The following is a 26,632-nucleotide window of genomic DNA, read 5'->3' on the forward strand; positions in this document are numbered from 1 at the left end:
ATCGGCACCAGGCCGGGGGAGTGAAGAAAACTCAGCCGGTTCGTTCGCCGATGTATTCGCAGAGCTGTTCGAGCGCCTTCCGGGCCGGCCCGGCGGGCAGGGTGCCGGCGCTGCGCCGGGCCGCCTCGGCGTAACCGTGCACGGTCTCCCGCGCCTGCTTCAGCGCCGCCGACTCACGCAGCAGGCCGAGCGCCTCAGCGTGCTCCTCATCGTCGGTCAACGGGCCTTTCGACAGGAGTTCCCGCAAACGGGGGCTGCCTGACGAAGTGTCGGACAACACGTAGAGCACCGGCAGGGTGGGCACACCCTCGCGCAGGTCGGTGCCGGGGGTCTTGCCGGACTGGGCGGTCTCCGAGGCGATGTCGAGCAGGTCGTCGGAGAGCTGGAAGGCGATGCCGATCGCGGTGCCGTACTCGGCGAGCGTCCGCACGTGCTGCTCGGGCAGCCCGGAGAAGAGACCCCCGAACCGGGCCGACGTGGCGATCAGCGACGCGGTCTTGTCCTCGACGACCTGGAGGTGGTGCCGGATCGGGTCGCCGCCGCGCGGGCCGACGGTCTCCGCGAGCTGCCCGCGGACCAGCTGAACGAGCACGCCTGCCTGCAGGCGGACCGCCTCGTCACCCAGGCTCGCGGCCATCTCCGCGGCCCGGGCCAGCAGGAAGTCGCCCACGTAGACCGCGATCCGGTTGCTCCACCGGGAGTTCGCGCTGGCCGCGCCGCGCCGCAGCGGCGCCTCGTCCATCACGTCGTCGTGGTACAGGGTGCCCAGGTGGGTCAGCTCCATCATCACGGCGGCGGTCAGCAGCTCGGGCCGGGACGGGTCGCCGAGCTGGGCGCCGAGCGCGACGGTGAGCGGGCGGAACCGTTTGCCGCCGGCTCGCACCAGGTGTGCCGCGGCCTCGTCGATCAGCGGGTCGGAACTGGTGACCGCGGCCAGCAGCCCCTGCTCCACCTCCGTCAGGAACTCCGCGACCCGGTCGCGGACGTCCGGATCGACGAGGTCGCTGAGTCCAGGTATCGAGGCCGCCATGATCAAGAGGCTAGATCACCCCTCTGAGAGAACGCTGACGAGCCCGCCGGTGCAGAATCAGGTCATGACCCTCACCGACCCGCTCGATCTGCTGGACATCGACAGCCTGCTCAGTGACGAGGAACGGCAGATCCGCGAGACGGTGGCGCGGTTCGTGAGCGACCACGTGCGCCCGCACGTGGCGGACTGGTTCGAGGAGGGCACCTTCCCCCGCGAGCTGGCGCCCGAGCTGGGCAAGCTCGGGGTCCTCGGGATGCACCTGGAGGGCTACGGGTGCGCCGGGACGAGCGCGGTCGCGTACGGCCTGGCCTGCCTGGAGCTGGAGGCCGGCGACTCGGGTCTGCGCAGTTTCGTCTCGGTGCAGGGCTCGCTGGCGATGTTCTCGATCTGGCGGTACGGGTCGGAGGAGCAGAAGCAGGAGTGGTTGCCCCGGATGGCGGCCGGGGAGGCGATCGGGTGTTTCGGTCTCACCGAGCCCGATTTCGGCAGCGATCCGGCGAACATGCGCACCCGGGCGGTTCGGGACGGCGACGACTGGATCCTGAACGGGTCCAAGATGTGGATCACCAACGGCAGCATCGCCGACGTGGCGACCGTCTGGGCCCGTACCGAAGAAGGGGTCAGGGGTTTTCTCGTCCCTAAAGACACGCCCGGCTTCACCTCCCGGACGATCAAGAAGAAGCTGTCGCTGCGGGCCTCGATCACCGGCGAGCTCTCCTTCGATGAGGTACGGCTGCCGGCGTCGGCGCAGCTGCCCGGCGCGCAGGGGCTCGGGGCGCCGCTGAGCTGCCTGAGCGAGGCCCGGTTCGGCATCGTGTTCGGCTCGGCCGGCGCGGCGCTCGACTGCGTGCGTACCGCGGTCGACTACGCGAAGTCGCGTGTCCAGTTCGGCAAGCCGATCGCCGCCTTCCAGCTCACCCAGGGGAAACTGGCCGACATGGCGGTCGATCTGAACACGTCGGCGCTGCTCGCGCTGCACCTGGGCCGGCTCAAGGACGCCGGCACGATCAAGCCGCACCAGATCAGCGTCGGCAAGCTCAACAACGTGCGGACGGCGCTGGCCATCGCCCGGGAGTGCCGCACCATCCTCGGCGGCAGCGGCATCACCCTGGAGTATTCGCCGCTGCGGCACGCCAACAACCTCGAGTCGGTCCTCACCTACGAGGGCACCTCGGAGATCCACACGCTGGTGATCGGCCAGGCCCTCACCGGCCACGCGGCCTTCAAATAGCGTGTGTGCCGGTCACTGGTAACCGCGGATCTGGCAGAACGCCTTCGTCAGGTCGCCACCCCGCGCGTCCCACACCTCGCCGCCGCTGGCCTGGGCGACCTGCCGCATCTGCTCCTCGGCGGCCTCCCCGAACAGCACCGGGAAGACCGGCACCGGCTCGGCGGTCGCCGGTCGTCTCCGCAGCTGGGCGGTGAAGTCGGCGAGGGCCCGGCCGCGGTTGCTCTCGCCGTCGGTCATCAGCACGATGCTGGCGAACCGGTTCCGGTCGGCAGCGCCGTCCAGCTCCCGGTAGGCGGCGAGCAGCGAGTCGTAGACGGCGGTGTCCCCGCCGGCGGAGAGCCGGCCGACGGCGGCCCGCATCCGGTCGCGGGACGGCTGCGGGTCGGCGGCGTCCACGGTGAACCGCTGCGCGGCCGCCGGTTTCGAGCTGAACGGGAGCAGAACCACCTCCTCGCGGCTGCGGAACCGGCAGGACTCCCCGGTCAGCGAGGTGTTCAGGCCGGTCAGCCCGGCGAGCGCGGTCTTCAGCTGGGTGATCCGGGCGCCCCGCATCGAGCCTGACACGTCCAGCACGTACACCGTCCGGGACGGCCGCCGCAGCCGGTCCTGGTAGGCGGTGAGCAACGCGTCGATCGCCTCCCGGGTGTCCGGGAAGGACAGTTCCACGGGGGCGGCCGGCAACTCGGCGGGCAGTGTGATCCCGGTGACCGCCGGCCGCCGTCGGGTGTCCCGCACGATCCGGTCCTGGACGGCGGCGCCGCGCAGGTAGGCGGCCAGCCGCTCGTGCGCGTCACGGATCCCGGTGGCGGCGCCGGTGAGCAGGGTCAGCGGGTAGTCGGCGCTGATCACCCCGTCGGCCGGCCGGATCACGGTCAGCTGCTCGGGCAGCCTGCCGGAGGTGTTCAGCTCCAGCAGCGACGCCTCGTACGTGATCAGCCCGTCCACCGCCGGACCGGGATCGGCGCCGGTCATCCGCCCGAGGAACGCGTCGGTGAGCCAGCCGGACGATCCGGCGGTGATCCGCTGCCCGCTGAAGAAGGCGGTGAGCGGGGCGGCCACCCGATCGATCGCGGCCGCGTCCAGGGCCCGGCCGCTGCCGTCGAGCGCCGAGGCGACCGCCACCAGCGCCGAGAAACCGGTGTTGGAGGCAGCCGGGTCGGTCATCGCGAAGGTCAGCTCGCCCTGGCCGGCGGCGGTCGCGATGTCGGTCCAGGTGACGGTCCGGCCGGTCCAGCCGAGGCGCTGTGCGGTGGATGCGCGGACGCCCAGCACCACCGGCGAGCCCATGATCCGGGTGGCGTTGCCGAGCCGCTGTTTCGCCTCGGGCAGTGTCTCCAGGTAGCGGTTCGAGGAGAACCACAGCGCGTCGTACTTCCCGTCGGCCTTACCGGTGGCGACCGTCTCGGCCCCTTCCAGGCTGCCGATCAGGTCCATCTGCACCGAGACGCCTGTCGCCTTCGCCGCCTCGTCGAGGATCGGCTGCATGTCGGCCAGTTCGCTGCCGGCCAGCACCCGCAGCGTCGCCGGCGGTCCGGAGCTCACCGGAAGCAGGGACGGCGGCGGTGGCGTCTCCGCCCCCGTGCAGCCGGCCAGGATCGTCGCCGCGAGCAGGGCGGCCAGGACACGTCTCACTTCGGGCACTGTGCGGCCTTCCGCTGCTCGGCGAGCTTGTCGAGCATCAGTTCGAGCACCTGGTAGTCGGGCGGCTCGACGACCACCGGCGGGTTCGGGCGGTCGGCCAGGGTGCGGCCCTGCGGGCGGAACCCGTACTCGGCCGCGATGTCCTTGAGGGTCACGTCGTCACGCAGCAGCTTCCCGACCTCCCGGCCGGCCGGGGTGAGCGGCACCAGGGTGTGCCAGGCGTACACGGTCGGGTCGGGGAACAGCAGCACCCGCTCGCCGTCGGCGGGCACCCGCTGTTCGGAGACGGTGTCCAGGAACTGCGACTCGTAGACCAGCGCCATCGGGATCCGCTCCGGGCCACCGGTCAGGTACTCCTCGAAGAGCACGCCGCTGGTGTTCGGTTTGGTGCCCTGGTCCAGGACCAGCCGGCACAGGTCGGGCACCAGTTTCGGCAGCGCGTCGGCGCCGCTGACCGGCCGGTCGCCGTTGAGCACCGCCGACGCGATGGAGAGGAACATGATCGCCGAGTTGGAGTCGGCCGGGTCGGTGGTCCGCAGCATCACCACGTTGCCGTTGGGCGAGCCCGGGTTGATGTTCTTCCAGGTGGTGCCGGCCCGGCTCATCTCGACCAGTCGTGCGATCGAGACGACGTCGCGGCCCTTGACCGTCCGCACCACGCCCTTGCCGCGCAGCACCTCGACCGTCGGCTTGAAGGTGGCCACCCCCATCACCGAGGAGAACGGCTTGTACGACTCGGTGATCCCGCGCTCCTCCATGATCTTCTCGGCGGTCGGGGTGCTGGAGGGGAACGCGAAGTCGTACCCGTCGGCGACCCGCTTCGCCATGTCACGGGAGCCGTCCGCGTCGATCCGCAGCGTGAACCCGGCGCAGCGGAACACGTCGACGACCCGCGGATCCTTGAGGTACGCCTCCTTCTCCGAGCCGACGATGCCGTTGACCTCGGTCGGTGCCGTGGCGCACGTGCCGGTGGCCACGGCCTCCTCACGGGTGGCCACCCGCCAGACGACGACCAGAATGAGCAGCACCGCCACGGCGACGGCGAGCAGCCGGAGTCTCATCGGGTCGCTCCGTCGATCAGGCGGGTCGAGTCGTCCCGGCCGGTGGTGCCCGGCCGGACGCCCCAGCCGAGAAAGGCGCCGGCGGCGGCGAGCGCGGGCAGCGCCCACAGCGCCGAGGTCGCGTCGAGCAGGCCGGCCGAGGCCAGCCCCAGTCCGGCGGCCGCGCCCAGCACACCGCCGCCGGCCGGCCACGCCACGTCCCGGGACAGCCGGGACGGCGCCTCGGCCTGCGGGTTCAGCGCCGCCCAGGCCTCCTCGCCGAAGTCGGAGGCGCTCGCGTACCGCTGATCGGGGTCTTTGGCCAGGCCTTTCTCGACGACCCGCCGCAACTCGGCCGGAATCGTCGGCGGCAGCCCGCGCGGCGGGTCGAACAGGTGCGCCCGCAGCGGGAACGGCATGCCGGTGTCGCCGAACGGCAGTTTCCCGGTCAGCGCCTGGTAGAGCACGACGGCCAGCGAGTAGATGTCGGCGCGATGGTCCGACTGGGTGCCGAGCAGGCGTTCCGGGGCGATGTAGGAGGGCGTGCCGACGATCTGCCCACCCCGGGTGATCTCCGGGTCGGCCGTGTCGATCCGGTGCGCGATACCCCAGTCGAAGAGGTACGCGTGATCGTGCCCCTGCCGGTGCCCGCGCTCCAGCATGATGTTGGACGGTTTCACGTCACGGTGCCGCAGGCCCTTGGCGTGTGCGGCGGCCAGCGCGGACGCGATCTGCTGGACGATGTCGACCGCCCGCGCCGGGTTGAGCGGGGCGATCCGGATCTCCTCGGCCAGGGTGATGCCACGGATCAGGCGCATCGCGATGTACGGCTGAGGCGTCGCCGCGAAGTCGTAGACGGCCACCACGTACGGGTTCTCGATCTCGGCGGCCAGGCGCATCTCCCGCAGGAAGCGTTCCCGCAGCTCCGGGTCGAGGAGGGCGGCCGAGGTGAGCAGCTTGAGCGCGACGGTCCGGCCGGTGTGGCTGTCGAGCGCCTCCCACACCTCACCCATCCCGCCCTTTCCCAGCAGCGTGATCTTCTGATAGCGGCCGCTCTGCTCGGGCATTTCCACTCCGGACGGCATCGAGGTGCTCGGGACCGGATAGTACGACCGCCTGACCTGCCAGAAACCGCCGCAAATACCCGCCAATACGTACGCCGGAGCGAGCTGTTCATCACACGTTCATCCATGGGTCGCGCCGCCCCGAGAGACCCGTACCGATGAAGTATGTTTATGATCTTGCCGCGTGATCCACAGAAAACTGTCCATAGTGGCAGCAATAGGATTGATCGCGGCCGCCGTTCTCGGCGCCTCCCCCGCCCACGCCGACGAGACCACCCCCGAACCCCCGGTGGTGGAGCTGGTCCTCGACGTCAGCGGCTCGATGAAGGCCGCCGACATCGACGGCGAGACCCGGATGGCAGTCGCCAAACGTGCCTTCAACGAGGTCGTCGACGCGCTGCCGGAGACCACCCAGCTCGGCATCCGGGTGCTCGGCGCGACCTACGGCGGCGAGAACAAGAAGCTCGGCTGCAAGGACACCCAGCAGATCGTGGCGGTCGGCCAGGTCAACCGGGTCGCCGCCAAGAACGCCATCGCCACCCTGAAACCGACCGGGTTCACCCCGATCGGCCTGTCCCTGCGCGAGGCGGCCAAGGACCTCGACGGCGCCGGATCGGCCCGCCGGATCGTCCTGATCACCGACGGCGAGGACACCTGCACCCCGCCCGACCCCTGCGACGTGGCCCGTGAGCTGGCCGCCCAGGGCACCGACCTGGTCGTCGACACGCTCGGCCTGGCCCCCGACGAGAAGACCCGCAAGCAGCTGGTCTGCATCTCCCAGGCGACCGGGGGCACGTACGCCGCGGCGCAGAGCGAGGAGGAGCTGACCGACCGGATCAAGCAGCTCGTCGACCGGGCCGCGCAGCCGCCGCCGGTCACCCCGGCCGTGGTCAAGGGCGCGCCGGACTGCGCGACCGCGCCCCTGCTCGCCGCCGGCGTCTACACCGACCGGGAACTGATCGGCGAGCACCGGTTCTACCGGGTCTCCGTCCGGGACGGCGACGAACTGCGGGCCTCGGTCAGCATCGCCCTGGACCGGCCGCTGAACCGGGACTACGGGGTGCTGGTCAAAGCGGCCACCGTGGACGGCCGGGAACTGGTCCGCGGCGTGGACGCGGGCAGCGGGCGCGCCGACGTGATCTCGGCCGGGTTGCGCTGGTCCGGAGACGAGGAACCGGCGCTCTCCGCGACCTCGGACATCTGCCTGATCGTGAGCAACTCGTTCGCCTCGGCCACCGCGGCCGGCGCGCCGGGCATGCCGGTCGAGCTGAGCATCGGCCTGGTCGCCGCCTCCCAGGCGCCCGACGCCCCCGGCCTCGGCAGCGGTTTCCTGCTGCTTCTCGTGCTCGTGATCGCCGGCCTGATCGCCGGGGTGCTGGCCGGCTGGCTGACCCGCTGGTGGGTCGCCAAGTGGAAGGAGAACTGATCATGCAGCAGCTCGTACTCGCCGCGGCTCTCCTCCTGGCCGACCCGTCGGCCGGGCCGGCTCCGCTGGTCAGCAGCGCCGGCACGTCGTACCTGACCGCGGTGCCGATCTCGGCGGATCAGCCGGTCAAGGTCTCCGCGGTGACCGGCGACTACCTCTACTGGCAGTTCCCGGCGGACGCCGGGCAGCGGCCCGAACTCGCGATCGACGTGAAACTGCCCGCCGAAGGCCGTACCGGCGAGCACGCGTGGACCGTCGAGGTCTTCGACGGGCTGCGCCGCCGGCAGGCCTGTGTCGGCGGCGAGCAGAGCCCGGTCGCCGAGACGTCGGCCACGGCGGTGACGCTCGGCTGCCGGCTGCGGCAGGTCCGCTCGTGGGCCGAGCCGTGGGACGGCGATCCCCTGCCCGGCACCTACTACGTGCGGCTGTCCAGCACCGACCTGCCGGAGAAGGACCTGGGCCTGCCGGTCGAGGTGAACCTGAGGCTCACCGCGCCGACCGGTGACACCGGCGCCGACCAGGGCTCACTGGCCGCCCCGCTGGTCCCGGACAACCGCCCCGGCGAGATCCTCACGACACCGGCGCCGGTTGCCTCGCCGGTCTCGGATGAGGACTACTTCGACTGGCTCCCGGACTTCTCGTCCCGCTGGATCTGGACGGCGAGCGGCGGCGTCCTGGCCGCCCTCGCCGGCCTGGTCGGCTTCTCCTGGACCCGCCGCCGCCGGGTCTGAGCATCGGGGGCCGTCCGTCTGGACGGCCCCCGATCACCTACAGCTTGTCGAGCTGGGTGACCACCATGGCGATCGCGAAGAAGCCGTAGAAGGCAATCGCCAGCAGCAGGCCGCCCAGTCGCCAGCCACGGACCCGGATCGGGGCCGGGAGGTCCTTGGTGTTCAGCCGGACCAGCAGGATCGAGTAGAGCAGCGTCACCACCGAAGCCGCGCAGGTGGAGACGATCAGCAGGCCGAGCGGCTGGGTGAACCCGGCCAGCAGGATCGCCGAGCCGAGCACGATCTCGATCCACACCACCAGCAGGTAGAGCCGCGGCTCGGTCCACCGCGTCGAGTCGGTGAGGTAGTTACGGCGCAGGAAGTCCGACGCCAGCCGCCCGATGATGTCGAGCAGGCCCATCGCCGCCGCCCACAGCGAGACGACCGCGACCGCCAGGAAGAGCAGCTTCAGCCAGGTGCCGACCTCGGCCTCGAAGATGTCGCCCTGGATCCGCAGGAACGACGGGTCCGACTTGAGGTCGCCCCGGCCGAACAGCGTCTCGTACGCGAGCAGGCTCATCACACCGATCGTCACGAAACACACCGCCACGAACGTGACCAGGTGCTCGACGTTGGCCCGCTTCCACCACAGGTTCCAGCGGCTCATCGACGTCTCGTCCAGGGGGAACTGGTAGCGGTCGCCGCCACCGGCCGCCTCCTCCTGGCCGGTGATCGGGGACACCAGCCGGGGCACGTGCGCGCCCATGCCGTACCGCTTGTCCCGGATCCAGTTGCTCAGCACCAGGTTGTGCACACCGCCGGCGCCGGCCGCGCCGATCGCGCTGAGCAGCATGGTGAACGTGATGCCGTCCGGGATCTGCCCGAACTCGGTGACCGTGGCCTTCGCGCCGTCGCCCCAGGTGCTCAGCGAGATGACGAAGACGACCACGACGGCGAGGAAGAACAGCGTGAGGACGACCTTGACGGTCTCCACCCGCTCGACGGTCTTGTAGACCACCTTGGACAGCGACAGCAGCGCGCCGATGACCACCAGGGTGGCGACCGTGATCCACACCGGGTCGCCGCCGCCGATCAGGTACGTGAAGACTGTCGAGCCGCTCGTCGCCCAGCCGGGCCACACGTACTGGAAGGCGCCGGCCAGGCAGATGATGATGCCCCAGCCCTTCCACCAGCGGGAGAACCCGGCCACCACGGTCTGGCCGGTGGCCAGCGTGTAGCGCTCGATCTCCATGTTGATCACGAACTGCACGGCCAGCGTGGTGAACGCCAGCCAGAGCAGGCCGAGGCCGCCGATGGCGGTGAGGTAGGGCCAGAGGATGATCTCGCCGGCCGCCATGCCGATGCCGACGGCGACGACGCCGGGCCCGACCATCTTGCGTAGTCCGGGTGGTTCGGGAAGTTCACGAGTGGTGGTCTCGGTCAACATGTCCGTGCTCCAGGAGTTGGGAGAGGTGAAGCAACATCCGCGCGATATCGGGGGTACGCCCGGTGAACAGCTCGAACGCGGCGGCGGCCTGATAGGCGCACATCGCCGCGCCGCCGACCGCCTTCAGTCCGGCGGCCCGGGCTGCACGCAGCAGCTCGGTCTCGACCGGCATGTAAACGATGTCGGCGACCCACAGGCCACGGTGGAGCGACTCTGCGGGAAGCGGGATCCCCGGGTGGTGGCGCATGCCGATCGGACTGGTGTTGACCAGCCCGTCGGCGTTCTTCAGGAGGGCCGGATCGGCTCCTGTCCGGTGGTCCGCGCCCAGGCGTTCAGCGAGTTCCCCACCGCGGGATCGGTCCGGATCCACGATCGTCAGCCGCTCGACGCCGAGATCACGCAAGGCATGACCGCAGGCCGCGCCGGCGCCGCCCGCGCCCAGTTGCACGACGTGGCCGGTGGCCGCGCCGGGCAGCTGGGTCCGGAAGGACTCGGCGAACCCGTAGGCATCGGTGTTGTGCCCCTGCCGCCGCCCGTTCCGGAAGACCACGGTGTTCACCGCGCCGATGTTCCGGGCGTTCGGCGACAGGTCGTCGAGGTGCTCGATGACCAGCTGCTTGAAGGGATGGGTGATGTTGAGCCCGGCGAAGCCGGCCCGCTCGGCCTCGGCCAGGAGCCGTTCGAGGTCCGCGGGAGTCTCCGCGTCGAACAGCGTGTAGGTGAGCCCGAGCTGGTGGTGGCTCCCCTCGGCCTCATGAAGTGCGGGCGACAGCGACGCGCCGATCCCGGTCCCGATCAACCCGCATCGGCAGGCCGCCATACTGTGATCTCCTCAGCTAATGTACGAACTGGTACGTTAGTTATCGGGTGTGACGGGTGACACTGTCAAGGCCCACGGCAGACTTGGTTCCATGACGCAGGAGAAGGCCGTGGCAGAGCGACAGCGCGACCCCGAGCGGACCCGCACCGAGCTCCTAGACGTGGCCACCGAAGAGTTCGCCGAGAACGGCTACAGCGGTGCCCGGGTCGACGAGATCGCCGCCCGGACCCGGACCACGAAACGGATGATCTACTACTACTTCGGCGGTAAGGAGCAGCTCTACCTGGCGGTCCTGGAGCGGGCGTACTCGGAGATCCGCGCCGCCGAGCGGACCGCCGACGTCGACCACCTCGACCCGGTCGCCGCCGTCCGCCGGCTCGCCGAGGTCACCTTCGACCACCACGAGGCGCACCCCGCGTTCATCAAGCTCGTCGGCGTGGAGAACGCGCAGCACGCCAAACACATGAACCACGTGGCCCGGCTCGTCGACCTGAACAGCTCGGCGGTCGACCTGCTCCGCGGCGTCCTGGCCCGGGGCGTCGACGACGGCCTGTTCCGCGACGACGTCGACGCCCTCGACGTCCACATGATGATCAGCTCGTTCTGCTTCTTCCGCGTCGCCAACCGCCACACGTGGGGCGCGCTCTTCGACCGGGACCTGCTCGACCCGGAGCGCAGGGAGCACTACCGCACGATGCTCGGCGACCTGGTGACCGGCTATCTACGAAAGTGAGTCCCGCATGCGCCGGTCGATCGCCACCGTCTGCCTCTCCGGAACCCTCGACGACAAACTGACGGCGGCAGCCGCGGCCGGTTTCGACGGCATCGAGCTGTTCGAGAACGATCTCGTGGTGTCGCCGATGGCGCCGGCCGAGGTCCGCAAACGGTGCGCCGACCTGGGCCTGAGCATCGACCTCTACCAGCCGTTCCGCGATCTGGACTCCACGTCGGACGGACATTTCCGGAAGAGTCTTGACCGGGCGGAGCGGAAGTTCGACGTGATGGCCGCGCTCGGGGTGAACACCGTCCTGGTCTGCTCCTCGGTCGCCCCGGACGCCGTGGCGGACGACAGCCGAACCGCCGCGCAACTGACCGAACTGGCCGAACGCGCCGATCACCACGGCATGCGAATCGCCTACGAAGCCCTGGCCTGGGGCCGGCACGTCTCCACCTGGGACCGCTCGTGGCGGATCGTGCAGCAGGCCGGCCATCCCGCGCTCGGGCTGTGCCTCGACTCGTTCCACGTGCTGTCCCGCGAGGTCAGCCCGGCCGGGATCGCCGGGATCACCCCCGGCAAGATCTTCTTCCTGCAACTGGCCGACGCGCCGCACCTGAGCATGGACGTCCTCCAGTGGAGCCGCCACCACCGGCTCTTCCCCGGCCAGGGCGCCTTCGACCTGTCCGGTTTCGTACGCCTGGTGCTGGCCGCCGGCTACGACGGCCCACTGTCGCTGGAGGTCTTCAACGACGTGTTCCGCCAGTCCGACCCGGCCCGTACCGCGATCGACGCGATGCGCTCCCTGATCGCGCTGGAGGACGACCTCGGCACCCGCCGGCTGCCGGACGCGCCCGAACTGACCGGCCACGCCTTCACCGAGTTCGCCGTCGACGGCCGCTCCGGCCCGGAGTTGCGAACGGCCCTGCGCGGCCTCGGTTTCGCCCACACCGGCCAGCACCGCACCAAGCCCGTCGAACTCTGGGAACAGGGCGCCGCCCGGATCGTCCTGAACAGCGCCGTGACCCACCCCGGACCGGCCGCCATCAGCGCGTTCGCGGTCACCTCAGCCGATCCGAGCCGTTCCCTGGCGCGGGCCGAGGCGCTGCTGGCCCCGGCCCACCCGAACGTCCGCGAACCCGGCGAAGCCGAACTGGCCGCCATCACCGCCCCCGACGGAACCAGCGTCTTCGTGACCCACCCGGGCGACGACTGGCGATCCGACTTCCTGCCCACCGGCGTTCCCGCCGGAGAAGGCGCCGGACTGCTGGCGGTCGACCATCTCGGACTGGCCCAGCCGTTCGACCACTTCGACGAGGCGGGACTCTTCTACCATTCGGTGCTCAATCTGGACCATCTGGCCACCGAGGAATACGCCGCCCCGTTCGGCCTGATGCGCTCCCGGGCCATCGCCAACCCGTCCCGCGCCGTCCGGCTGGCCCTGACGGTGGCCCTGCTCCGCCGCGGCGACTGGGCGCCCGCGGTCGCCGATCCCCAGCACGTGGCCTTCAGCACCACCGACATCATCGCCACGGCCGCCGCCCTGACCGTCCCCGCGTTACCGGTCCCGGACAACTACTACGAGGACCTGGCCGCCCGGTTCGCCCTGGACGCCGACTTCGTGGCCACACTCGCCGCCCACGGAATCCTCTACGACCGGGACCCGTCCGGCCACGAACTGCTACACCTCTACACCCCGGTCTTCGGCGGCCGCGTCTTCTTCGAGATCGTCGAACGCCGCCCCGGCTACGACCGCTTCGGCGAGCCCAACGCCCCGGTCCGGATGGCGGCTCAACGTCACCACCGCCTCAACCCCTGATGCGGTACGGCCACCCCGCCCGCAGAATCCACCCAGCCCCGCCCCTACCCCGCGACGCAGGTGGCCCGTCCCGGCCGCAACGCGCCCGCCGGGGCTGAAGCGGCCCGTCACCGAACACCGCGAGCCGTCGCCCACGGCGGTTATGACGCCCTTTTCCAGGGGTGAGCGACGGCTGACGTCCCTGAGTCGCGCAACCAGACCGCGAGCCGTCGCCCACCGCGGTTATGGCGCCCGCTTTCCCGTCCTCAACGACGGCCGACGGCCTCCGGCCGCGGCGCCGGACCGCGAGCCGTCGCTGAGCCACGGAATACCTCGCGCATTCCAGGGGTGAGCGACGGCCGGCGGTCTCCGGTGGCGGGCCGCTTCAGCCCGGCGGACGCGTTTCGGCCGGGACGGACCGCCGGGCGTCGCGGCGTAGGCCCGGGACCGCCCCGATGCGGTCGGGGGCAGTCCCGGGCGTACTACACCTGGTTTTGCGGGCGACGGATCGCCGGGCCGCGATTCCACCAGAGGGAGAGGCCGACGGCCGCGCTGACCAGCAACGTGCCGAGCAGCAGGAACCAGACGCTGACCTCGACGTTCTGCTTGGTGAGCCCGAACTCGCGGGGCAGGTCGCCGAGGACGTCGGTGAGCTGCTCGGCGTCCTCGGCCTTGAAGTAGCGGCCGCCGGTGAGGTCGGCGACCTCGGTCAGCGCGTCCTCGTCGATCTCCCGGTTGCCGCCGCCGCGCCCGCCACCGCCACCGCCGAACCCGCCGCCACCGAAGCCGCCGCCGGTGAACGCCGAGTCGCCGCTGACCTGTTCGGCGGTGCAGACCATCTGCTGCGGGTTCGTGGTGCCGAACCCGATCGTGTAGACGCGCAGCCGCCGGGCCGCGGCCTGTTCGGCGGCGGTGACCGGGTCGACGCCTGTGGTGTTGGAGCCGTCGGTGAGGACCACGATGGTGTCCGGCTCGTAGTCGGCGGCGGTGCCGTCCGGGATGGTCCCGTCGAGTTCGACGCCTGTCGCGGCCACGTCCGGGTTGATCTCGGCGATCGCGTCGATCGAGGTGAGGATGGCCTGGCCGATGGCGGTGCCGCGGGCGGTCTTGAGGTTCTCGATCGCCTCGAGCAGCGGGTCCTTGTCGGTGGTCGGCGGGACCAGCAGACCGGCGATGCCGGAGAAGGCGACCAGGCCGATCTTCGTGTCGCCCTCCTGCGCCTCGACGAACTCGCGGGCCGCGTCGACGGCGACGGCCAGCCGGTTCGGGGCGATGTCGGTGTTGCACATCGATCCGGACACGTCGATGGCCAGCAGGATCGTGGTGTCGTTGGACGGGACCGCGACCGACGCCTGCGGCCGGGCGATGCCGCCGGCCAGCGCGACGAGCCCGATCAGGAACAGGTAGACCGGGATCCGGCGGCGCCAGGCGGTCCGGCCGGGCAGCGCGGCCCGGATCAGGGCGATGCTGGACACGGTGACCGCGGTGCGTTTGCGGCGCCTGTTGAACCACCAGCGGGCGAGCAGCAGCAGTGGCACCGCGAGGACCGCGGCCAGCGCCCAGGGCCAGCTCAGCGACATCAGACGATCCTTCCGTGCCAGCGGACGCCCAGCAGCCCGCCGAGGGTCAGGAGCAGCAGGGCGGCCGCCGCGAATCCGGCGGTCAGCTCGATCGGCTCCTTCTCGGTGGTCAGGCGCAGGTCGATCGACTTGGTGCTGTCGGTGAGCGCGGCCGCGTCGCCGGCCTGCTGGTACGCCCCACCGGTCACCTGCGCCACGGTGGTCAGCAGCGTCTCGTCCAGGGCTGTGCCCAGCTGGAAGCCGTCGACCTCGACGGTGGCGCCCTTGGCGGTGCCGACGCCGACGGTCTGGATGCGGACTCCGGCGGCCGCGGCGAGTTCGGCGGCGGCCTGCACGTCGGGCCCGCCGGTCTCCTCGCCGTCGGAGAAGACCACGATGGTGGCCGACGGCCAGTAACCAAGGTCCTGGGTGGTCGGCGCCTGCCCCTCGGCCGGGAGGCTGACCGGTTTGCCGGTGATCGTGCCGAGCGCCACGAGGATGGCCTGCCCGAGGGAGGTGCCGCCGCTGGGGGTGACCCGCCCGATGGCGGCGGACGCGGCCGCGTGGTCGTCGGTGGGCGCCTGGGTGAGCAACGCCTGGTCGCCGAAGACGAGCACACCGACGTCCACGGTGTCCGGCTGCTCCTCGACGAACGCCTTGGCCGCCTCCTGTGCGGCGCCGAGCCGGCTGGGGGCGACGTCGGTGGCGGACATGCTGTTGGAGATGTCGAAGGCGAGCAGCACGGTCCCGGCGACGCGCGGCACGGCGACCTCGGCCTGCGGGCGGGCCAGGCCGATCAGCATGACCGGGAGGGCGGCCAGCAGCAGCCCGTACGGCAGGTGCTGGCGGAGCCGGCTCTTTTGAAGTGTGGCGAAGCCGGCCTGTTTCAGCGCCGCGGCACGCCTTTTCTGGAGGGCCACGTAACCGGCGACGGCCGCGGCGCCGACCAGGACCGCCACGCCGATGACGGCCGGGTAGAGGAAGGTCACCGGCGCCTCCGTCCGGAGCGGCGGACCATGTCGACCAGGGTGGCGAGCATGTCCTGGTCGGTGGTGATCCGGTGGGCGTCGACGCCGGCCTTGCGCATCCCGGCGGCCAGCTCGTCCTCGCGGGCGCCGACCTGTTCGGTGAGCCGGGCCCGGAGCAGCGGGTCGCTGGTGTCGACGAGCAGCTGTTCGCCGGTCTCGGCGTCCTCGACGAGGATCAGGCCGAGGTCGGGCAGTTCGAGTTCGGCCGGGTCGACGACCCGGATGACGACGACCTCGTGGCGGTGGGTGAGCTGGGCCAGCGGACGGTCCCAGCCCGGGTCGCCGATGAAGTCGGACATGACGAAGACGAGGCTGCGCCGTTGTGCGGTGGTCGCGGCGGCCAGCCGCAGCATCCCGGTCAGGTCGGTCGTTTTGTCCGACTTTTTCGTGACTTCTTTAGTCGCTTCACGAGCGATCCGCAGTACCTGATCCCGGCCGGCGCGCGGCGGAATGACCTTGTGGGACTGATTGTCGAACAGGATCGCGCCGACCCGGTTGCCGCCCTGGGAGATCAGCCGGGCGATCGCCACCGCCAGATCGGAGGCCGTCGACTCCTTACCGGCGCCACCACCGAAGCGCATCGACGCCGACCTGTCGATCACCATCCAGGCGGTCATCTCTCGATCCTCGGTGTACTGCCGGACGAACGGCTCGTCGAGCCGCGCCGTGACGTTCCAGTCGATGTGCCGGACGTCGTCCTCCGGCGTGTACGCCCGCAGGTCGGTGAAATCGAGCCCGGCGCCGTGCCACACGGTCCGATAGGAGCCCTGAAGGCGCCCGTCGAGGCGGCGCCCGAGTTTCCACTCCAGACGCCGCAGCAGCCGGTCAGGGGCGCTGGCCATCTACCGCCCCCGGCCCGCGGGCTCCGGGAACGACAGGTTCGCCAGGATCTTCGCGATGATCAGATCGGGGGTGACCTCGTCGGACAGCGCCTCGTAGGAGAGCACCAGCCGATGCCGCAGAACATCAAGGGCAAGGTCAGCGAGATCTTCGGGTACGACGTACTCGCGCCCGCGAATGTAGGCGAGCGCCCGCCCGGCCAGCACCAGGCTGATCGACGACCGCGGGCTCGCGCCGAACGTCACGTAGCGGGCCAGATCGGTCAGCCCGACCCGGGCCGGGTCACGGGTGGCGTGGGCGAGGTTCACCGCGTACTCGATCAGGGACGGGTCGACGTAGACCTTGTCGACCTCCTCCTGGAGCGCGGCGAGCGTGACCGGGTCGATGATCTTCTGGATCGCGGCGGCCCGGCCGAGCGCCCGCTCGACGACCACGAACTCCTCGGTGACGCTCGGGTAGCCGACGACGACCTTCATCATGAACCGGTCGACCTGCGCCTCGGGCAGCGGATAGACGCCCTCGTTCTCGATCGGGTTCTGGGTCGCCATCACCAGGAACGGGCTGGGCAGCTTGTGGGTCTCCCGGCCGATGGTGACCTGCCGCTCCTGCATCGTCTCCAGCAGCGCGCTCTGCACCTTGGCCGGCGCCCGGTTGATCTCGTCGGCCAGCAGCAGGTTGGTGAAGACCGGGCCGAGCTGCACCTGGAACTCAGCCTTCTGCTGGTTGTAGACCCGGGTGCCGACGATGTCGGCGGGCACCAGGTCGGGGGTGAACTGGACCCGGTGGAAGTCACCGCCGATCGCCTCGGCCAGCGACTTGACGGCCAGCGTCTTGGCCAGACCGGGCACGCCCTCGACCAGGATGTGCCCGCGGGCCAGCAGCGCCACGATGAGCCGCTCGAGCAGATTGTCCTGGCCGACGATGGTCTTCTTGACCTCGTACAGCACCTTCTCGATCGGGCCGGCGGAGGCGGGCGGGGCGTCGGTCCAGCTCATTTGTCCGTCACTTTCATTAGCTCAGAGGGGAGGCGACTGGCCGTCGCCCTCGCCGGTGCCGCCGAGGGCCGCGCCGATCGGGACGGCGAAGCCGATGCCGATGAAGGTGCCGGCGCCGCTCGGGTTGGCCAGCGCGATCACGATGCCGACCACCTGACCCCGGTCGTTGATCAGCGGCCCGCCGGAGTTGCCCGGGTTGACCGCCGCGTCGAACTGGATGAGGCCCTCGATGTCGGCCTCGCCCTGATCGCGGTTGAGCACCCGCTCCAGGCCGGAGACGACACCGCTGCTGGTGCTGAAGGTCAGACCGAGCGGGTTGCCGATCGCCACCACGTCGTCGCCGACCCGGCTGCCGCCACCGAGCACCGCCGGGATCAGCGTCTCGGGCAGCTTGTCCGGGGTGAGGGTGGCGATGTCGCGGGCCGGGTCCTCGCTGGCCGGCTGGGCGGCCGCCGTCGTCCCGTCGGCGTAGGTGAGCTCGATGCTCTCCGCGCCGTCGACGACGTGCAGAGCGGTCAGGATGGTGCCGTCGGCGTTGGCGATCACACCGGTGCCGGTGCCGGCCTCCAGACGGTTCTGCGAGTCGTGCCCGGTCGTCCGGATCAGCACCACCGACGGGGTGAGCGTCTGGTAGATCTCGGCCACGGTGAGCGGCGCGTCGGACGCGGAGGGCGACGCCGAGGGGCGGGCCGCGGCCGGCGCGGGATCACCACCCCCGCCACGCACGGCCACCACCGCCGTGATCACCACGGCCCAGGTCACGATCGCCCCGATCAGCACCCTGCGTCGCAGCTCAGGGGCGTTCCACCGTCTTTTCGGCTCCTCCGGGACGGGCTCCGGCGCGACCGGCCCGTCCGGGCGGAGCACCGTCATCACGATGCGACCACCGGACTCTGCATTCATCGACCCTAGAAGCGTTTCCTAGGAATTCGCCATGAGAGTTCTGATGGTTTCCGGGACGCAAAATCCACCACAGCTTCATGAATGTGGCATATCGCCGCCTTGCCGACACCCGGCGGCAGTGCAATGGTATCGAAGAAGTCCGATGTTAACGGGGACACCGGGCTCAACGGGGATATGGAGGCACCACCATGGCACGCGCCCGCAATCTCGCCGTGGCCGCGGCGGCCGGCATGACGATCTCAGCCGGCCTGTTCGCATCACCGGCTCTGGCGGCGACCGACTCGTTCAACCTCTGCGCGTACCCGCTGAACTGCTCGGCGGCGTCAGTGTCGGGCCTGGTCAACTGGGACAGCAACGTCCTGTCCGGGACGGCCGTGAACAACTCGTACAGCTCGATCGCGGTGACCGTCACCAGGTCGAGCGCGACCACCCGGCTCACCGTGCTGCGCGGCGCCCGGGGATCGTTCACCAGCCCGATCGCGGCGACCGACACCAGCGTGCAGGTCCGGCTCTGCCCGGCCGCCACCACGTGCACGTCGGTCACGCTGACCCGCCACTAGAAACGCATGCGGGGGCGGCACCGTGACGGTGCCGCCCCCGAAACGTGCGTCAGGCCAGGACGGTGACCTTGCCCGAGTCCAGGTCGTAACGGGCGCCGACCACCTTCATGTGCCCGGCCTCGACCTTCTCCCGGATGATGTCGCTCTGCGCCAGAACCGCCGCGGCCTGCGCCTTGATGTTCGCCAGGACACCGTTCTCGACCGCGGCGTCACCGTCACCGGCGTACGGGCCGACGATCGGGGTGAGAGCCTCGACGACCGCCTGGATGTGGCCGGGCGCCGTGCCGCCGGTGCGCACACAGCCCTGGGTGGCCGCGACCGCGCCGCAGCGCTCGTGGCCGAGCACCATGACCAGCGGCGGCACGAACTCCTCGGCCGCGTACTCCATGCTGCCCAGCAGCAGCGGGTCGACCGCGTTGCCGGCCACCCGGTTCACGAACAGGTCACCGACACCCTGGTCGAAGAGCAGCTCGGGAGCGACCCGCGAGTCGGCGCAGCCCAGGATGATCGCGAACGGGTGCTGTCCCTTCGAGACGACCCCGATCCGCTCGCGGCTCAGGTGCGGGTGCTTGCACTTGCTGGCGACGAAGCGCTTGTTGCCGGCGAGCAGGTTCGCAAGGACCGCGTCCGGGGTCAGTCCGGCGTCGGCGGCCATCGCGGCCGACGATCCGAGACCGCCGAGGGCGATCGATCCGGCAACGGCACCGCCGGCACCGAGGAAGAAACGGCGGTTGAGCTTCGACTCGAGCAATTGACTCTCCTGAACTTTCCAGTGGCTGGCTGGTTACGCCAGGACTGTTCGGCCCGCCCGGACCGCAGCGAAGGGGTGCAACCGAATGCCTACCGACGGCTACCACTCGGTAACGCGAGTGCGTAGCGTGGCCCGGAGGAGGGGGTATGTGATGAGCACGAACGTCTCGGAGAAACAGGCACGGCAGACCGCTGAAGCCGCTCGCGAGTCCGAGTGGCGCCAGCCCAGCTTCGGTAAGGAACTCTTCCTGGGCCGCTTCCGTCTCGACCTGATCCACCCACGGCCGGCGCCCGCGCCACGGCCCGAATTCCTCGACCGCCTGGCCGGCTACCTGAGCTCCGAGGTGGACGGCGCCCGCATCGAGCGCGAGGCCCGCATCCCCGACGAGGTCTTCCACGGCCTCGCCGAGCTCGGCGCCTTCGGCATGAAGATCGACCAGGAGTACGGCGGGCTCGGGCTCTCCAATCTGCACTACTGCCAGGCGCTCACGATGACCGGTTCGGTGAACGCCGCCGTCGGCGCCCTGCTGTCCGCGCACCAGTCGATAGGTGTGCCCCAGCCGCTGAAGATGTTCGGCACACCCGGGCAGAAGAAGGCCTTCCTGCCCCGGCTGGCCGCCGGTGAGGTGTCCGCGTTCCTGCTCACCGAGCCGGACGTCGGCTCCGACCCGGCCCGGCTGGGCACCGTGGCCGAGCCGGTCGAGGGTGGCTTCAAGCTCAACGGCGTGAAGCTGTGGGCCACCAACGGCACGGTCGCCACCCTGCTCGTGGTGATGGCCCGGGTCCCGGAGAAGGGCATCACCGCGTTCGTGGTCGAGGGCGACTCGCCGGGCATCACGGTGGAACGGCGCAACGCCTTCCTCGGGCTGCGCGGCCTGGAGAACAGCGTGACCCGTTTCCACGACGTGTTCGTCCCGGAGGCGAACGTGATCGGCGGCCTCGGCAAGGGGCTGCGGATCGCGCTGTCCACCCTGAACACCGGCCGGCTGTCGCTGCCGGCGATGTGCGTGGGCGCGGGCAAGCGGGCGCTGGCGATCGCCCGGGAGTGGTCGGCGGACCGGGTGCAGTGGGGCCGTCCGGTCGGCTCGCACGAGGCGGTGGCCAAGAAGATCGCGTTCATCGCGGCGTCCACCTACGCCATGGAGTCCATGCTGGATCTCTGCTGCCTGATCGCCGACGACGCCCGCAACGACATCCGGATCGAGGCGGCGCTGGTCAAGCTGTTCGCCAGCGAGATCGCCTGGCAGGTCGCCGACGAGCTGGTGCAGATCCGCGGCGGCCGCGGCTACGAGACGGCCGAGTCGCTGACCGCCCGCGGCGAGCGCCCCTCGGAGACCGAGCAGATCCTGCGCGACCTGCGGATCAACCGGATCTTCGAGGGCTCGACCGAGATCATGCATCTGCTGATCGCCCGGGAGGCGGTGGACGCGCACCTCTCGGTGGCGGGCGACATCATCGACCCGGAGGCCGATCTCGGCCGCAAGGCCCGCGCCGGGGCACGGGCCGGGGCGTTCTACGCACGGTGGCTGCCCACCCTTGCGGTGGGTCAAGGTCAGAATCCGGCGGCGTACGGCGAATTCGGCCCGCTGGCGGCGCATCTGCGGTACGTGGAACGCACGTCCCGCAAGCTGGCCCGGTCCACGTTCTACGCGATGTCCCGCTGGCAGGGAAAGCTGGAGCGCAGGCAGGCGTTCCTGGGCCGGATCGTGGACATCGGCGCCGAACTGTTCGCGATGACCGCCGTGTGCGTGCGCGCCCACGCCGAGCGCGACGACCGCCCCGAGGGCCGCGAGCTGGCCGACCTGTTCTGCCGGCAGGCCCGGTTGCGTGCCGAGGCGAGGTTCGCCGCCCTGTGGGACAACACCGACCGGCTGGACGTGACGGCCGCCGAGCGGGTGCTGTCCGGCCGCTACGCCTTCGTGGAGGAGGGCGTGATCCACCCGCCGTCGGACGCGCCGTGGGTGGCCCCGTGGTCGCCCGGCGCGAGCACCGCCGAGGACGTGCGGCGGCGCCTGAAATGACACGAACGTCCCCGGGCCGGCCGGCCCGGGGACGTTCGTCATACCTGTCTGACGTCCGGCTAGCCGTTCGTCATACCTGTCTGACGTCCGGCTAGCCGGACGTCAGACAGGTTTCAGTTGGTGACCGGCTCGCCCGGCACGATGAACAACGGCTTCCACGGGTCGTCGGGGCTGATCGGGTACTCGGTCGACGGCGCGTCCCCGGTGCTGGTCCAGCGGGCCTCGTACGGCAACCCGTTGAACATCACCTTCTGCCCGCGCGAGTAGATCGTCTTCGGGTCCCACTCGTCGGTCACGCCGGTGACCGTCGGGCTCGGCGACGGCGCCACATCGGTCGAGGTCACCGGGCCGATCACCGACCACGGGGTGGGTGTGGTGGAGTCGCCGCCGGCCGACGGGTCGGTGCCCTGGTTGGCCCACTTCGCCTCGTAGACGACGCCGTGCCAGACGACCTTGTAGCCGCGGACGTACTGGGCGGTGAGACGCCACACCGGGTAGGGGCTCTTCGCCGGGTCGTCGGTGACCGAGGACTGCGCCGGGATGGTCACCGCCTCCCGGCCGGAGCTGCCCACGATCGCGCCCGGCAGGTCGGCGAAGACCTTCGAGAAGGCCAGCTTCTCCTGGGAGACGCCACTGCACGTGTTGGAGTGCACGACCACGTTGGTGAAGGTGCCGGTGCACTGGGCGTCCCGGTTCAGCGACCACATCGACACCCGGCCCAGGCCGTTGTCGATCGCGAAGGCGGCCAGCCCCTGCGCGTCGGCGACGGTGAACCGCTCGGCGTCGATGTCGTTCTGCCCGATCATCGGGGTGGCGCCGATCCGCGACCACACCTCAGGCGCGGTGAGCTGCACACCGAGCCGCAGGTAGAGGTCGGACAGCTGCTTGTGGGTGGCCTTCAGCGCGCTCTCGCCGAGCTCCAGCATGTCCGGGCTGGCGCCGCCGGTGCCGTAGTCCATGATCATGACGTTGATGCCGCGCAGCGCGACCCCGCCCTCGAGGGTGATCCGGACCGCGGCCAGCCCGTCGGCGGTGAGCCCGTCCGGCGTGACCGGCAGCGTCATCCACACGTCGAGCGTCTTGCCGTCGGCCTTCCGCTCGGCCTGGAGCGTCTTCAGCGCGGCCGCCCGGCGCTGGAGGGACGCCTTGTCGGCGACGGCCGTGCCCTCCACATCCAGGTCGAGGGTGTCCAGCTGGTAGCGGCGGACCAGCTGGCGGTACGCGTCGGTGAGCCGTGCCTGGTCGGTGCAGGCCACCGCCAGCTCGGTGTTGGTCAGGCCGCCGACGCTGAGCATGACGTCGCCGCCGGCCGCACGCAGCTGCTCGATCCGCCGGTCCAGCTCCAGTGACGCGGCCGCCTCGTCGGGCGTGTAGGCGCCGCCCCAGCTGGGCGCGCACCCGTCCTCCGGGTCGGCGACAACGAACGCGAGAGCCACGTCGTTGGCCGGGTTCACCGCCGGGTCCTGGAACTCGAACGTCGGGGTGAGCGTGACGTCGACATACGGCACCGCCCACGACTTGGCCGTGGCTCCGGCATTGTCGCGGTAGTGGATCACCGCGGCCGCACCGCCGCCGCCGAGCCCGGCCACCAGCAGGATCAGGAAGCCGAGCCGCAGCCAGGACAGCTTCTGCACCGGCGCCTCGGGTTCCTGCCAGTCCGGGTCCGCGAGCGGATCGTCCGTTTCCGGCCGCGCCAAGGGGGTGGCGGTCTGCATGGTGGGCCTCTCGGTCGCGGGTCTTCGTCGGCTCTCGAATCGGCAGGTTCCGGCCGCGCTGAAGGCAACCGGCCGGAAACCTTCAAGCGACCGGGCGTACCGGCCGATGGTGCCGTTCGACGGGCACCGGCGGAGAACGCGCCGGGGCCGGCGTCCCATCCCCAGTGAGAGGCCATCCCACATGCAGCGCAAACCGGTGGAGCAGCACCGGCCCGACACCCCACGGCAGTGGGGCGCGGACCGGCGGACGGCACCCCACCCGCTGATTCCGCCGCCCGTCTCCGAAGGCCGGATCGCCCGCGGTCGGCTCGCCATCGTCCTGACCATCGCGGTCTGGGCCTGTTACATCGCCTACACGGTGTTCGAGCAGTTCGTCGTGGGCAAGGCGAGCAGCCCGAAACTGGTCGTCGAGGCGATCGTCTACATGCTGGTGGTCACCGCGCTGATGGGCTCGGCGATGGCCTACCTGATCACCCGGATCGGGTTCTTCTACCGCAGCCGGGCCCACCACCGGGCGCCGCGGATCGCGCTGGACCCGTTCCTGGCCGGGCCGACCCCGTCGGTGACCGTGCTGGTGCCGTCGTACCAGGAGGACGAGCGGGTCATCCGGACCACGCTGCTGTCGGCGGCGCTCCAGGAGTACCCGGGGCTGCGGGTGACGCTGCTCATCGACGACCCGCAGCAGCCGAAGACCCGGGCCGCACGGGACCTGCTGCTCTCCGCCCGTGCCCTGCCCGGCGCGATCGAGGCGGAACTGGCCGTGCCGTTCGCCCGTGCGCAGGCCGCGTACGACCGCTTCGAGGCCGGCCTGACCGGCGTCGCGACCGTCGACGACATGCGGGACCTCGCCGCCGAGTACCAGTCGGCGGTGGGCTGGCTGTACGGCCTCGGCCACCGCCAGGAGATGGTCGACCACACCGACACGTTCTTCGTCGAGCACATCGTCAACCGGCTGGCCGGTGACCTCGGCACCATCGCCGAGGCGCTGGAGCGCGGCGCCGCCGAGGAGGCGGTCCTGCCGGTCGAGCGGATGGTCCAGCTCTACAAGCGGCTGATGGCGGTCTTCGACGCGACGGTGACCAGCTTCGAGCGCAAGCGGTACGTGTCGCTGTCCGCCGAGCCGAACAAGGCGATGAACCTGAACAGCTACATCGGCCTGATGGGCGGCAGCTACCAGGAGGTGAGCACCCCGATGGGGATCGCCCTGGTCTCCGCCGGGGCCGGCCGGGCCGAGGTGACCATCCCCAACCCGGACTACGTGCTCACCCTGGACGCCGACAGTGTGCTGCTGCCGGAGTACGCGCTGCGCCTCGTGCACCTGATGGAGCAGGGCGCGTACGCCCAGTGCGCGGTGTCGCAGACGCCGTACAGCGCGTTCCCGGGCGCGGCGACCCGGCTGGAGCGGATCTCCGGCGCCACCACCGACATCCAGCACATCGTGCACCAGGGCATGACCCACTACGGCGCCACGTTCTGGGTCGGCGCGAACGCGGTGCTGCGCAAGAAGGCACTCGACGACATCTGCGAGGCCACCTACGAGGGCGACTGGGAGATCAAGCGGTACATCCAGGACCGTACGGTCATCGAGGACACTGAGTCGACGATCGACCTCGGGGTGCACGGCTGGACGCTCTACAACTACCCGGAGCGGATGGCCTACAGCGCCACCCCGCCGGACTTCGGCTCGCTCGCCATCCAGCGGCAGCGCTGGGCCAACGGCGGCCTGCTCATCCTGTCGCGGCTCAAGGACCAGTTCCGGGCGAAGACGGCGCGCGGGCAGAAGAACCGCTTCGGTGAGCTGTTCCTCCGGGTCAACTACATGGCGTCCATCTTCTGGAGCTCCATCTGCCTGGTGATCATGCTGGCGTACCCGTTCAACGCCGACCTGCTCAACCCGGTGCTGCTGCTGGTGTCGGTGCCGTACTTCATGATGATGGCGGCCGACCTGAAGTACGTCGGCTACAAGCGCATGGACATCTTCCGGATCTACGGTTTCAACCTGATCCTGTTGCCGGTCAACCTCTCCGGCAGCTTCGCCTCCATCCTTCAGCTGCTCACCGGCGAGAAGAGCCAGTTCAAACGTACGCCCAAGGTCCGCAACCGGACGACCGCGGCGACCACCTACCTGCTGGCCCCGCTCGCCCTGATCGCGCTCTGCGCCTACACCGTGGTCCGCGACGTGCAGCTGAGCCAGTGGGCGAACCTGGTCTTCGCGGTGATCAACCTGGTCCTCGCCTCGTACGCGATGATCGCCTTCGTCGGCCTCGGCAACACCGTGGTCGACCTGCTCACCCACCTGAAGGGCTGGCTGTACCGCCCGGTCCAGCCGAAGAAGTCCCGCCCGGCCACGGCGACCGCGAAGCCGGCCTCCGGGCACGGTGAGAGCCGCGCGATGGCCGGCGCGATCGGCGACTGGGCGTCGGTGCTGCACTACGGCGCCGAGGGCAACTCCCCGGGCATGGTCGCGGTCCGGGCGTCCCAGGCCGCCGCCAGCCGCCGCGGCGCACGCCCTCTGCAGGTGTCCAGCTCGTTCGAGGAGTACACGTTCTTCACCGTCTTCCAGCCGATCTTCGAGCTGGAGTCGGGCGAGGTGGCCGGCTACGAGGCGCTGACCCGGTTCGCCGACGGCAGCAGCCCGCACCAGGGGCTGGCCGACGCGCAGGAGCACGGCCGGCACATCGACCTGGACGCCGCGCTGGTCCGGGCCGCGATGGCCTCGGCCGCGTCCCTGCCGGAGGGCACCTGGCTCGCCGTGAACGTCTCCGCCGGGCTGCTGCGCCGACCCCGTGAGCTGGAGCAGCTGGTCGCCGAGAGCGACCGGCCGATCGTCCTGGAAATCGACGGCGCCGAGCCTGAGGACCTGACCGGACTGCCCCCGGGAGTACGGATCGCGGTCGACGACGCGGGCGCCGGCTACGACAGCCTGGCCCGGATGGAGTCGCTGAAACCGGCGTTCCTCAAGCTCGGCCGCAAGTCGCTGGACGGGGTGGAGACCGAGGGCGCCCGGCGCGCGTCGATCCGGTCGCTCGTCGAGTTCGCCCGCGAGAACGGCTGCACCGTGATCGCCGAGGGGATCGAGTCGGCGCCTCAGCGGGATGCGCTGGCCGCGTGCGGCGTACCCCTCGGTCAGGGTTTCTATCTGGGCAAACCGGTGCCTGTCGAACGAGCCCTGGCCGACGCCGCCGGCCGCTGACGAAGGAAATGGCCTCTCCCGCCGGGAGAGGCCATTTTCCGTACGGGTGGATCATGTAAGGAACTCCGGTACTTGATCAGTCCGGTGTCCTGGGGTTGCATGAGCATCCCGGTTGGTCCGGTGGGTGGCGTTGAAAGTGGGTCTGG

21 protein-coding genes are annotated in these 26,632 nt (G+C 70.6%); 8 read left to right on the forward strand and 13 right to left on the reverse strand.

The window, feature by feature from the left end:
• Positions 1–31 precede the first annotated feature (31 nt).
• Complete coding sequence (locus tag AB0E94_RS13865; RefSeq protein WP_360326068.1) at positions 32–1,030, reverse strand: polyprenyl synthetase family protein; 999 nt, start codon at positions 1,028–1,030, stop codon at positions 32–34.
• A gap of 64 nt (positions 1,031–1,094) precedes the next feature.
• Between AB0E94_RS13865 and AB0E94_RS13870 the strand changes: the two genes are divergently transcribed.
• Positions 1,095–2,261, forward strand: coding sequence for an acyl-CoA dehydrogenase family protein (locus AB0E94_RS13870; RefSeq protein WP_360326070.1), 1,167 nt, complete (start codon positions 1,095–1,097; stop codon positions 2,259–2,261).
• Positions 2,262–2,273: 12 nt separating this feature from the next.
• Here the strand turns inward: AB0E94_RS13870 and AB0E94_RS13875 are convergent, their stop codons facing one another.
• Genes AB0E94_RS13875 through AB0E94_RS13885 form a run of 3 tightly spaced genes read right to left on the reverse strand, consistent with a single transcriptional unit; the run spans position 2,274 to position 6,009 of the window.
• Entirely contained in the window at positions 2,274–3,893 is a 1,620-nt protein-coding gene (locus AB0E94_RS13875) for a VWA domain-containing protein (RefSeq protein WP_360326071.1), read from the reverse strand.
• Positions 3,890–4,963: a hypothetical protein gene (locus tag AB0E94_RS13880; RefSeq protein ID WP_360326073.1), complete on the reverse strand. Its 1,074-nt coding sequence runs from the start codon at positions 4,961–4,963 to the stop codon at positions 3,890–3,892. The genes AB0E94_RS13875 and AB0E94_RS13880 overlap by 4 nt, the downstream gene beginning before the upstream one ends.
• The gene (locus AB0E94_RS13885; RefSeq protein WP_360326075.1) at positions 4,960–6,009 is read right to left on the reverse strand and encodes a serine/threonine-protein kinase; all 1,050 of its coding nucleotides are present in this window, start codon (positions 6,007–6,009) and stop codon (positions 4,960–4,962) included. The genes AB0E94_RS13880 and AB0E94_RS13885 overlap by 4 nt, the downstream gene beginning before the upstream one ends.
• A 181-nt stretch (positions 6,010–6,190) precedes the next feature.
• On the opposite strand from AB0E94_RS13885, the gene AB0E94_RS13890 reads away from it, so the two are divergent.
• Together AB0E94_RS13890 and AB0E94_RS13895 are read left to right on the forward strand one after the other, a co-directional pair.
• Entirely contained in the window at positions 6,191–7,432 is a 1,242-nt protein-coding gene (locus AB0E94_RS13890) for a VWA domain-containing protein (protein ID WP_360326076.1), read from the forward strand.
• 2 nt (positions 7,433–7,434) lie between these two features.
• On the forward strand, positions 7,435–8,163 hold the full coding sequence (locus AB0E94_RS13895) for a peptidase (protein WP_360326078.1): 729 nt from the start codon (positions 7,435–7,437) through the stop codon (positions 8,161–8,163).
• A gap of 37 nt (positions 8,164–8,200) precedes the next feature.
• Here AB0E94_RS13895 and AB0E94_RS13900 read toward each other — a convergent pair whose 3' ends face one another.
• Both AB0E94_RS13900 and AB0E94_RS13905 read right to left on the reverse strand, forming a co-directional pair.
• Complete coding sequence (locus AB0E94_RS13900) at positions 8,201–9,589, reverse strand: Nramp family divalent metal transporter (RefSeq protein ID WP_360326079.1); 1,389 nt, start codon at positions 9,587–9,589, stop codon at positions 8,201–8,203.
• Positions 9,564–10,409, reverse strand: coding sequence for a shikimate dehydrogenase (locus AB0E94_RS13905; protein WP_360326080.1), 846 nt, complete (start codon positions 10,407–10,409; stop codon positions 9,564–9,566). Before AB0E94_RS13905 ends, AB0E94_RS13900 begins: the two co-directional genes overlap by 26 nt.
• Positions 10,410–10,518: 109 nt before the next feature.
• Between AB0E94_RS13905 and AB0E94_RS13910 the strand changes: the two genes are divergently transcribed.
• Both AB0E94_RS13910 and AB0E94_RS13915 read left to right on the forward strand, forming a co-directional pair.
• Positions 10,519–11,142, forward strand: a complete 624-nt coding sequence (locus tag AB0E94_RS13910) for a TetR/AcrR family transcriptional regulator (RefSeq protein ID WP_360326082.1) — start codon at positions 10,519–10,521, stop codon at positions 11,140–11,142.
• 7 nt (positions 11,143–11,149) lie between these two features.
• Positions 11,150–12,943 carry a TIM barrel protein gene (locus AB0E94_RS13915; RefSeq protein ID WP_360326083.1) on the forward strand — a complete coding sequence of 598 codons (1,794 nt, stop codon included), beginning with the start codon at positions 11,150–11,152 and terminating at the stop codon, positions 12,941–12,943.
• A 461-nt stretch (positions 12,944–13,404) separates the two neighbouring features.
• Here the strand turns inward: AB0E94_RS13915 and AB0E94_RS13920 are convergent, their stop codons facing one another.
• Genes AB0E94_RS13920 through AB0E94_RS13940 form a run of 5 tightly spaced genes read right to left on the reverse strand, consistent with a single transcriptional unit; the run spans position 13,405 to position 18,217 of the window.
• Positions 13,405–14,502 carry a VWA domain-containing protein gene (locus tag AB0E94_RS13920; protein WP_360326085.1) on the reverse strand — a complete coding sequence of 366 codons (1,098 nt, stop codon included), beginning with the start codon at positions 14,500–14,502 and terminating at the stop codon, positions 13,405–13,407.
• Positions 14,502–15,470: a VWA domain-containing protein gene (locus tag AB0E94_RS13925; protein ID WP_360326087.1), complete on the reverse strand. Its 969-nt coding sequence runs from the start codon at positions 15,468–15,470 to the stop codon at positions 14,502–14,504. Before AB0E94_RS13925 ends, AB0E94_RS13920 begins: the two co-directional genes overlap by 1 nt.
• Positions 15,467–16,351 carry a DUF58 domain-containing protein gene (locus tag AB0E94_RS13930; RefSeq protein ID WP_360326088.1) on the reverse strand — a complete coding sequence of 295 codons (885 nt, stop codon included), beginning with the start codon at positions 16,349–16,351 and terminating at the stop codon, positions 15,467–15,469. Before AB0E94_RS13930 ends, AB0E94_RS13925 begins: the two co-directional genes overlap by 4 nt.
• Positions 16,352–17,344 (reverse strand): MoxR family ATPase, encoded by a 993-nt coding sequence (locus tag AB0E94_RS13935; protein ID WP_360326089.1) that lies wholly within the window; start codon positions 17,342–17,344, stop codon positions 16,352–16,354.
• Between the two features lie 21 nt (positions 17,345–17,365).
• Complete coding sequence (locus AB0E94_RS13940) at positions 17,366–18,217, reverse strand: trypsin-like peptidase domain-containing protein (protein ID WP_360326091.1); 852 nt, start codon at positions 18,215–18,217, stop codon at positions 17,366–17,368.
• A 218-nt stretch (positions 18,218–18,435) separates the two neighbouring features.
• Here AB0E94_RS13940 and AB0E94_RS13945 point away from each other — a divergent pair, with 218 nt between their 5' ends.
• The gene (locus AB0E94_RS13945; protein ID WP_360326093.1) at positions 18,436–18,807 is read left to right on the forward strand and encodes a hypothetical protein; all 372 of its coding nucleotides are present in this window, start codon (positions 18,436–18,438) and stop codon (positions 18,805–18,807) included.
• 49 nt (positions 18,808–18,856) lie between these two features.
• On the opposite strand, the gene AB0E94_RS13950 is transcribed toward AB0E94_RS13945, so the two are convergent.
• Positions 18,857–19,558: a carbonic anhydrase gene (locus AB0E94_RS13950; protein WP_360326095.1), complete on the reverse strand. Its 702-nt coding sequence runs from the start codon at positions 19,556–19,558 to the stop codon at positions 18,857–18,859.
• A 151-nt stretch (positions 19,559–19,709) separates the two neighbouring features.
• On the opposite strand from AB0E94_RS13950, the gene AB0E94_RS13955 reads away from it, so the two are divergent.
• Positions 19,710–21,578, forward strand: a complete 1,869-nt coding sequence (locus tag AB0E94_RS13955; protein ID WP_360326096.1) for an acyl-CoA dehydrogenase family protein — start codon at positions 19,710–19,712, stop codon at positions 21,576–21,578.
• Between the two features lie 113 nt (positions 21,579–21,691).
• On the opposite strand, the gene AB0E94_RS13960 is transcribed toward AB0E94_RS13955, so the two are convergent.
• Positions 21,692–23,293, reverse strand: a complete 1,602-nt coding sequence (locus AB0E94_RS13960) for a chitinase (protein WP_360326098.1) — start codon at positions 23,291–23,293, stop codon at positions 21,692–21,694.
• A 181-nt stretch (positions 23,294–23,474) separates the two neighbouring features.
• Here AB0E94_RS13960 and AB0E94_RS13965 point away from each other — a divergent pair, with 181 nt between their 5' ends.
• Positions 23,475–26,486, forward strand: coding sequence for an EAL domain-containing protein (locus AB0E94_RS13965; protein WP_360326100.1), 3,012 nt, complete (start codon positions 23,475–23,477; stop codon positions 26,484–26,486).
• The last annotated feature ends 146 nt before the right edge of the window (positions 26,487–26,632 follow it).

This window comes from Actinoplanes sp. NPDC026670 (assembly GCF_040638175.1).
Lineage (GTDB): Bacteria > Actinomycetota > Actinomycetes > Mycobacteriales > Micromonosporaceae > Actinoplanes.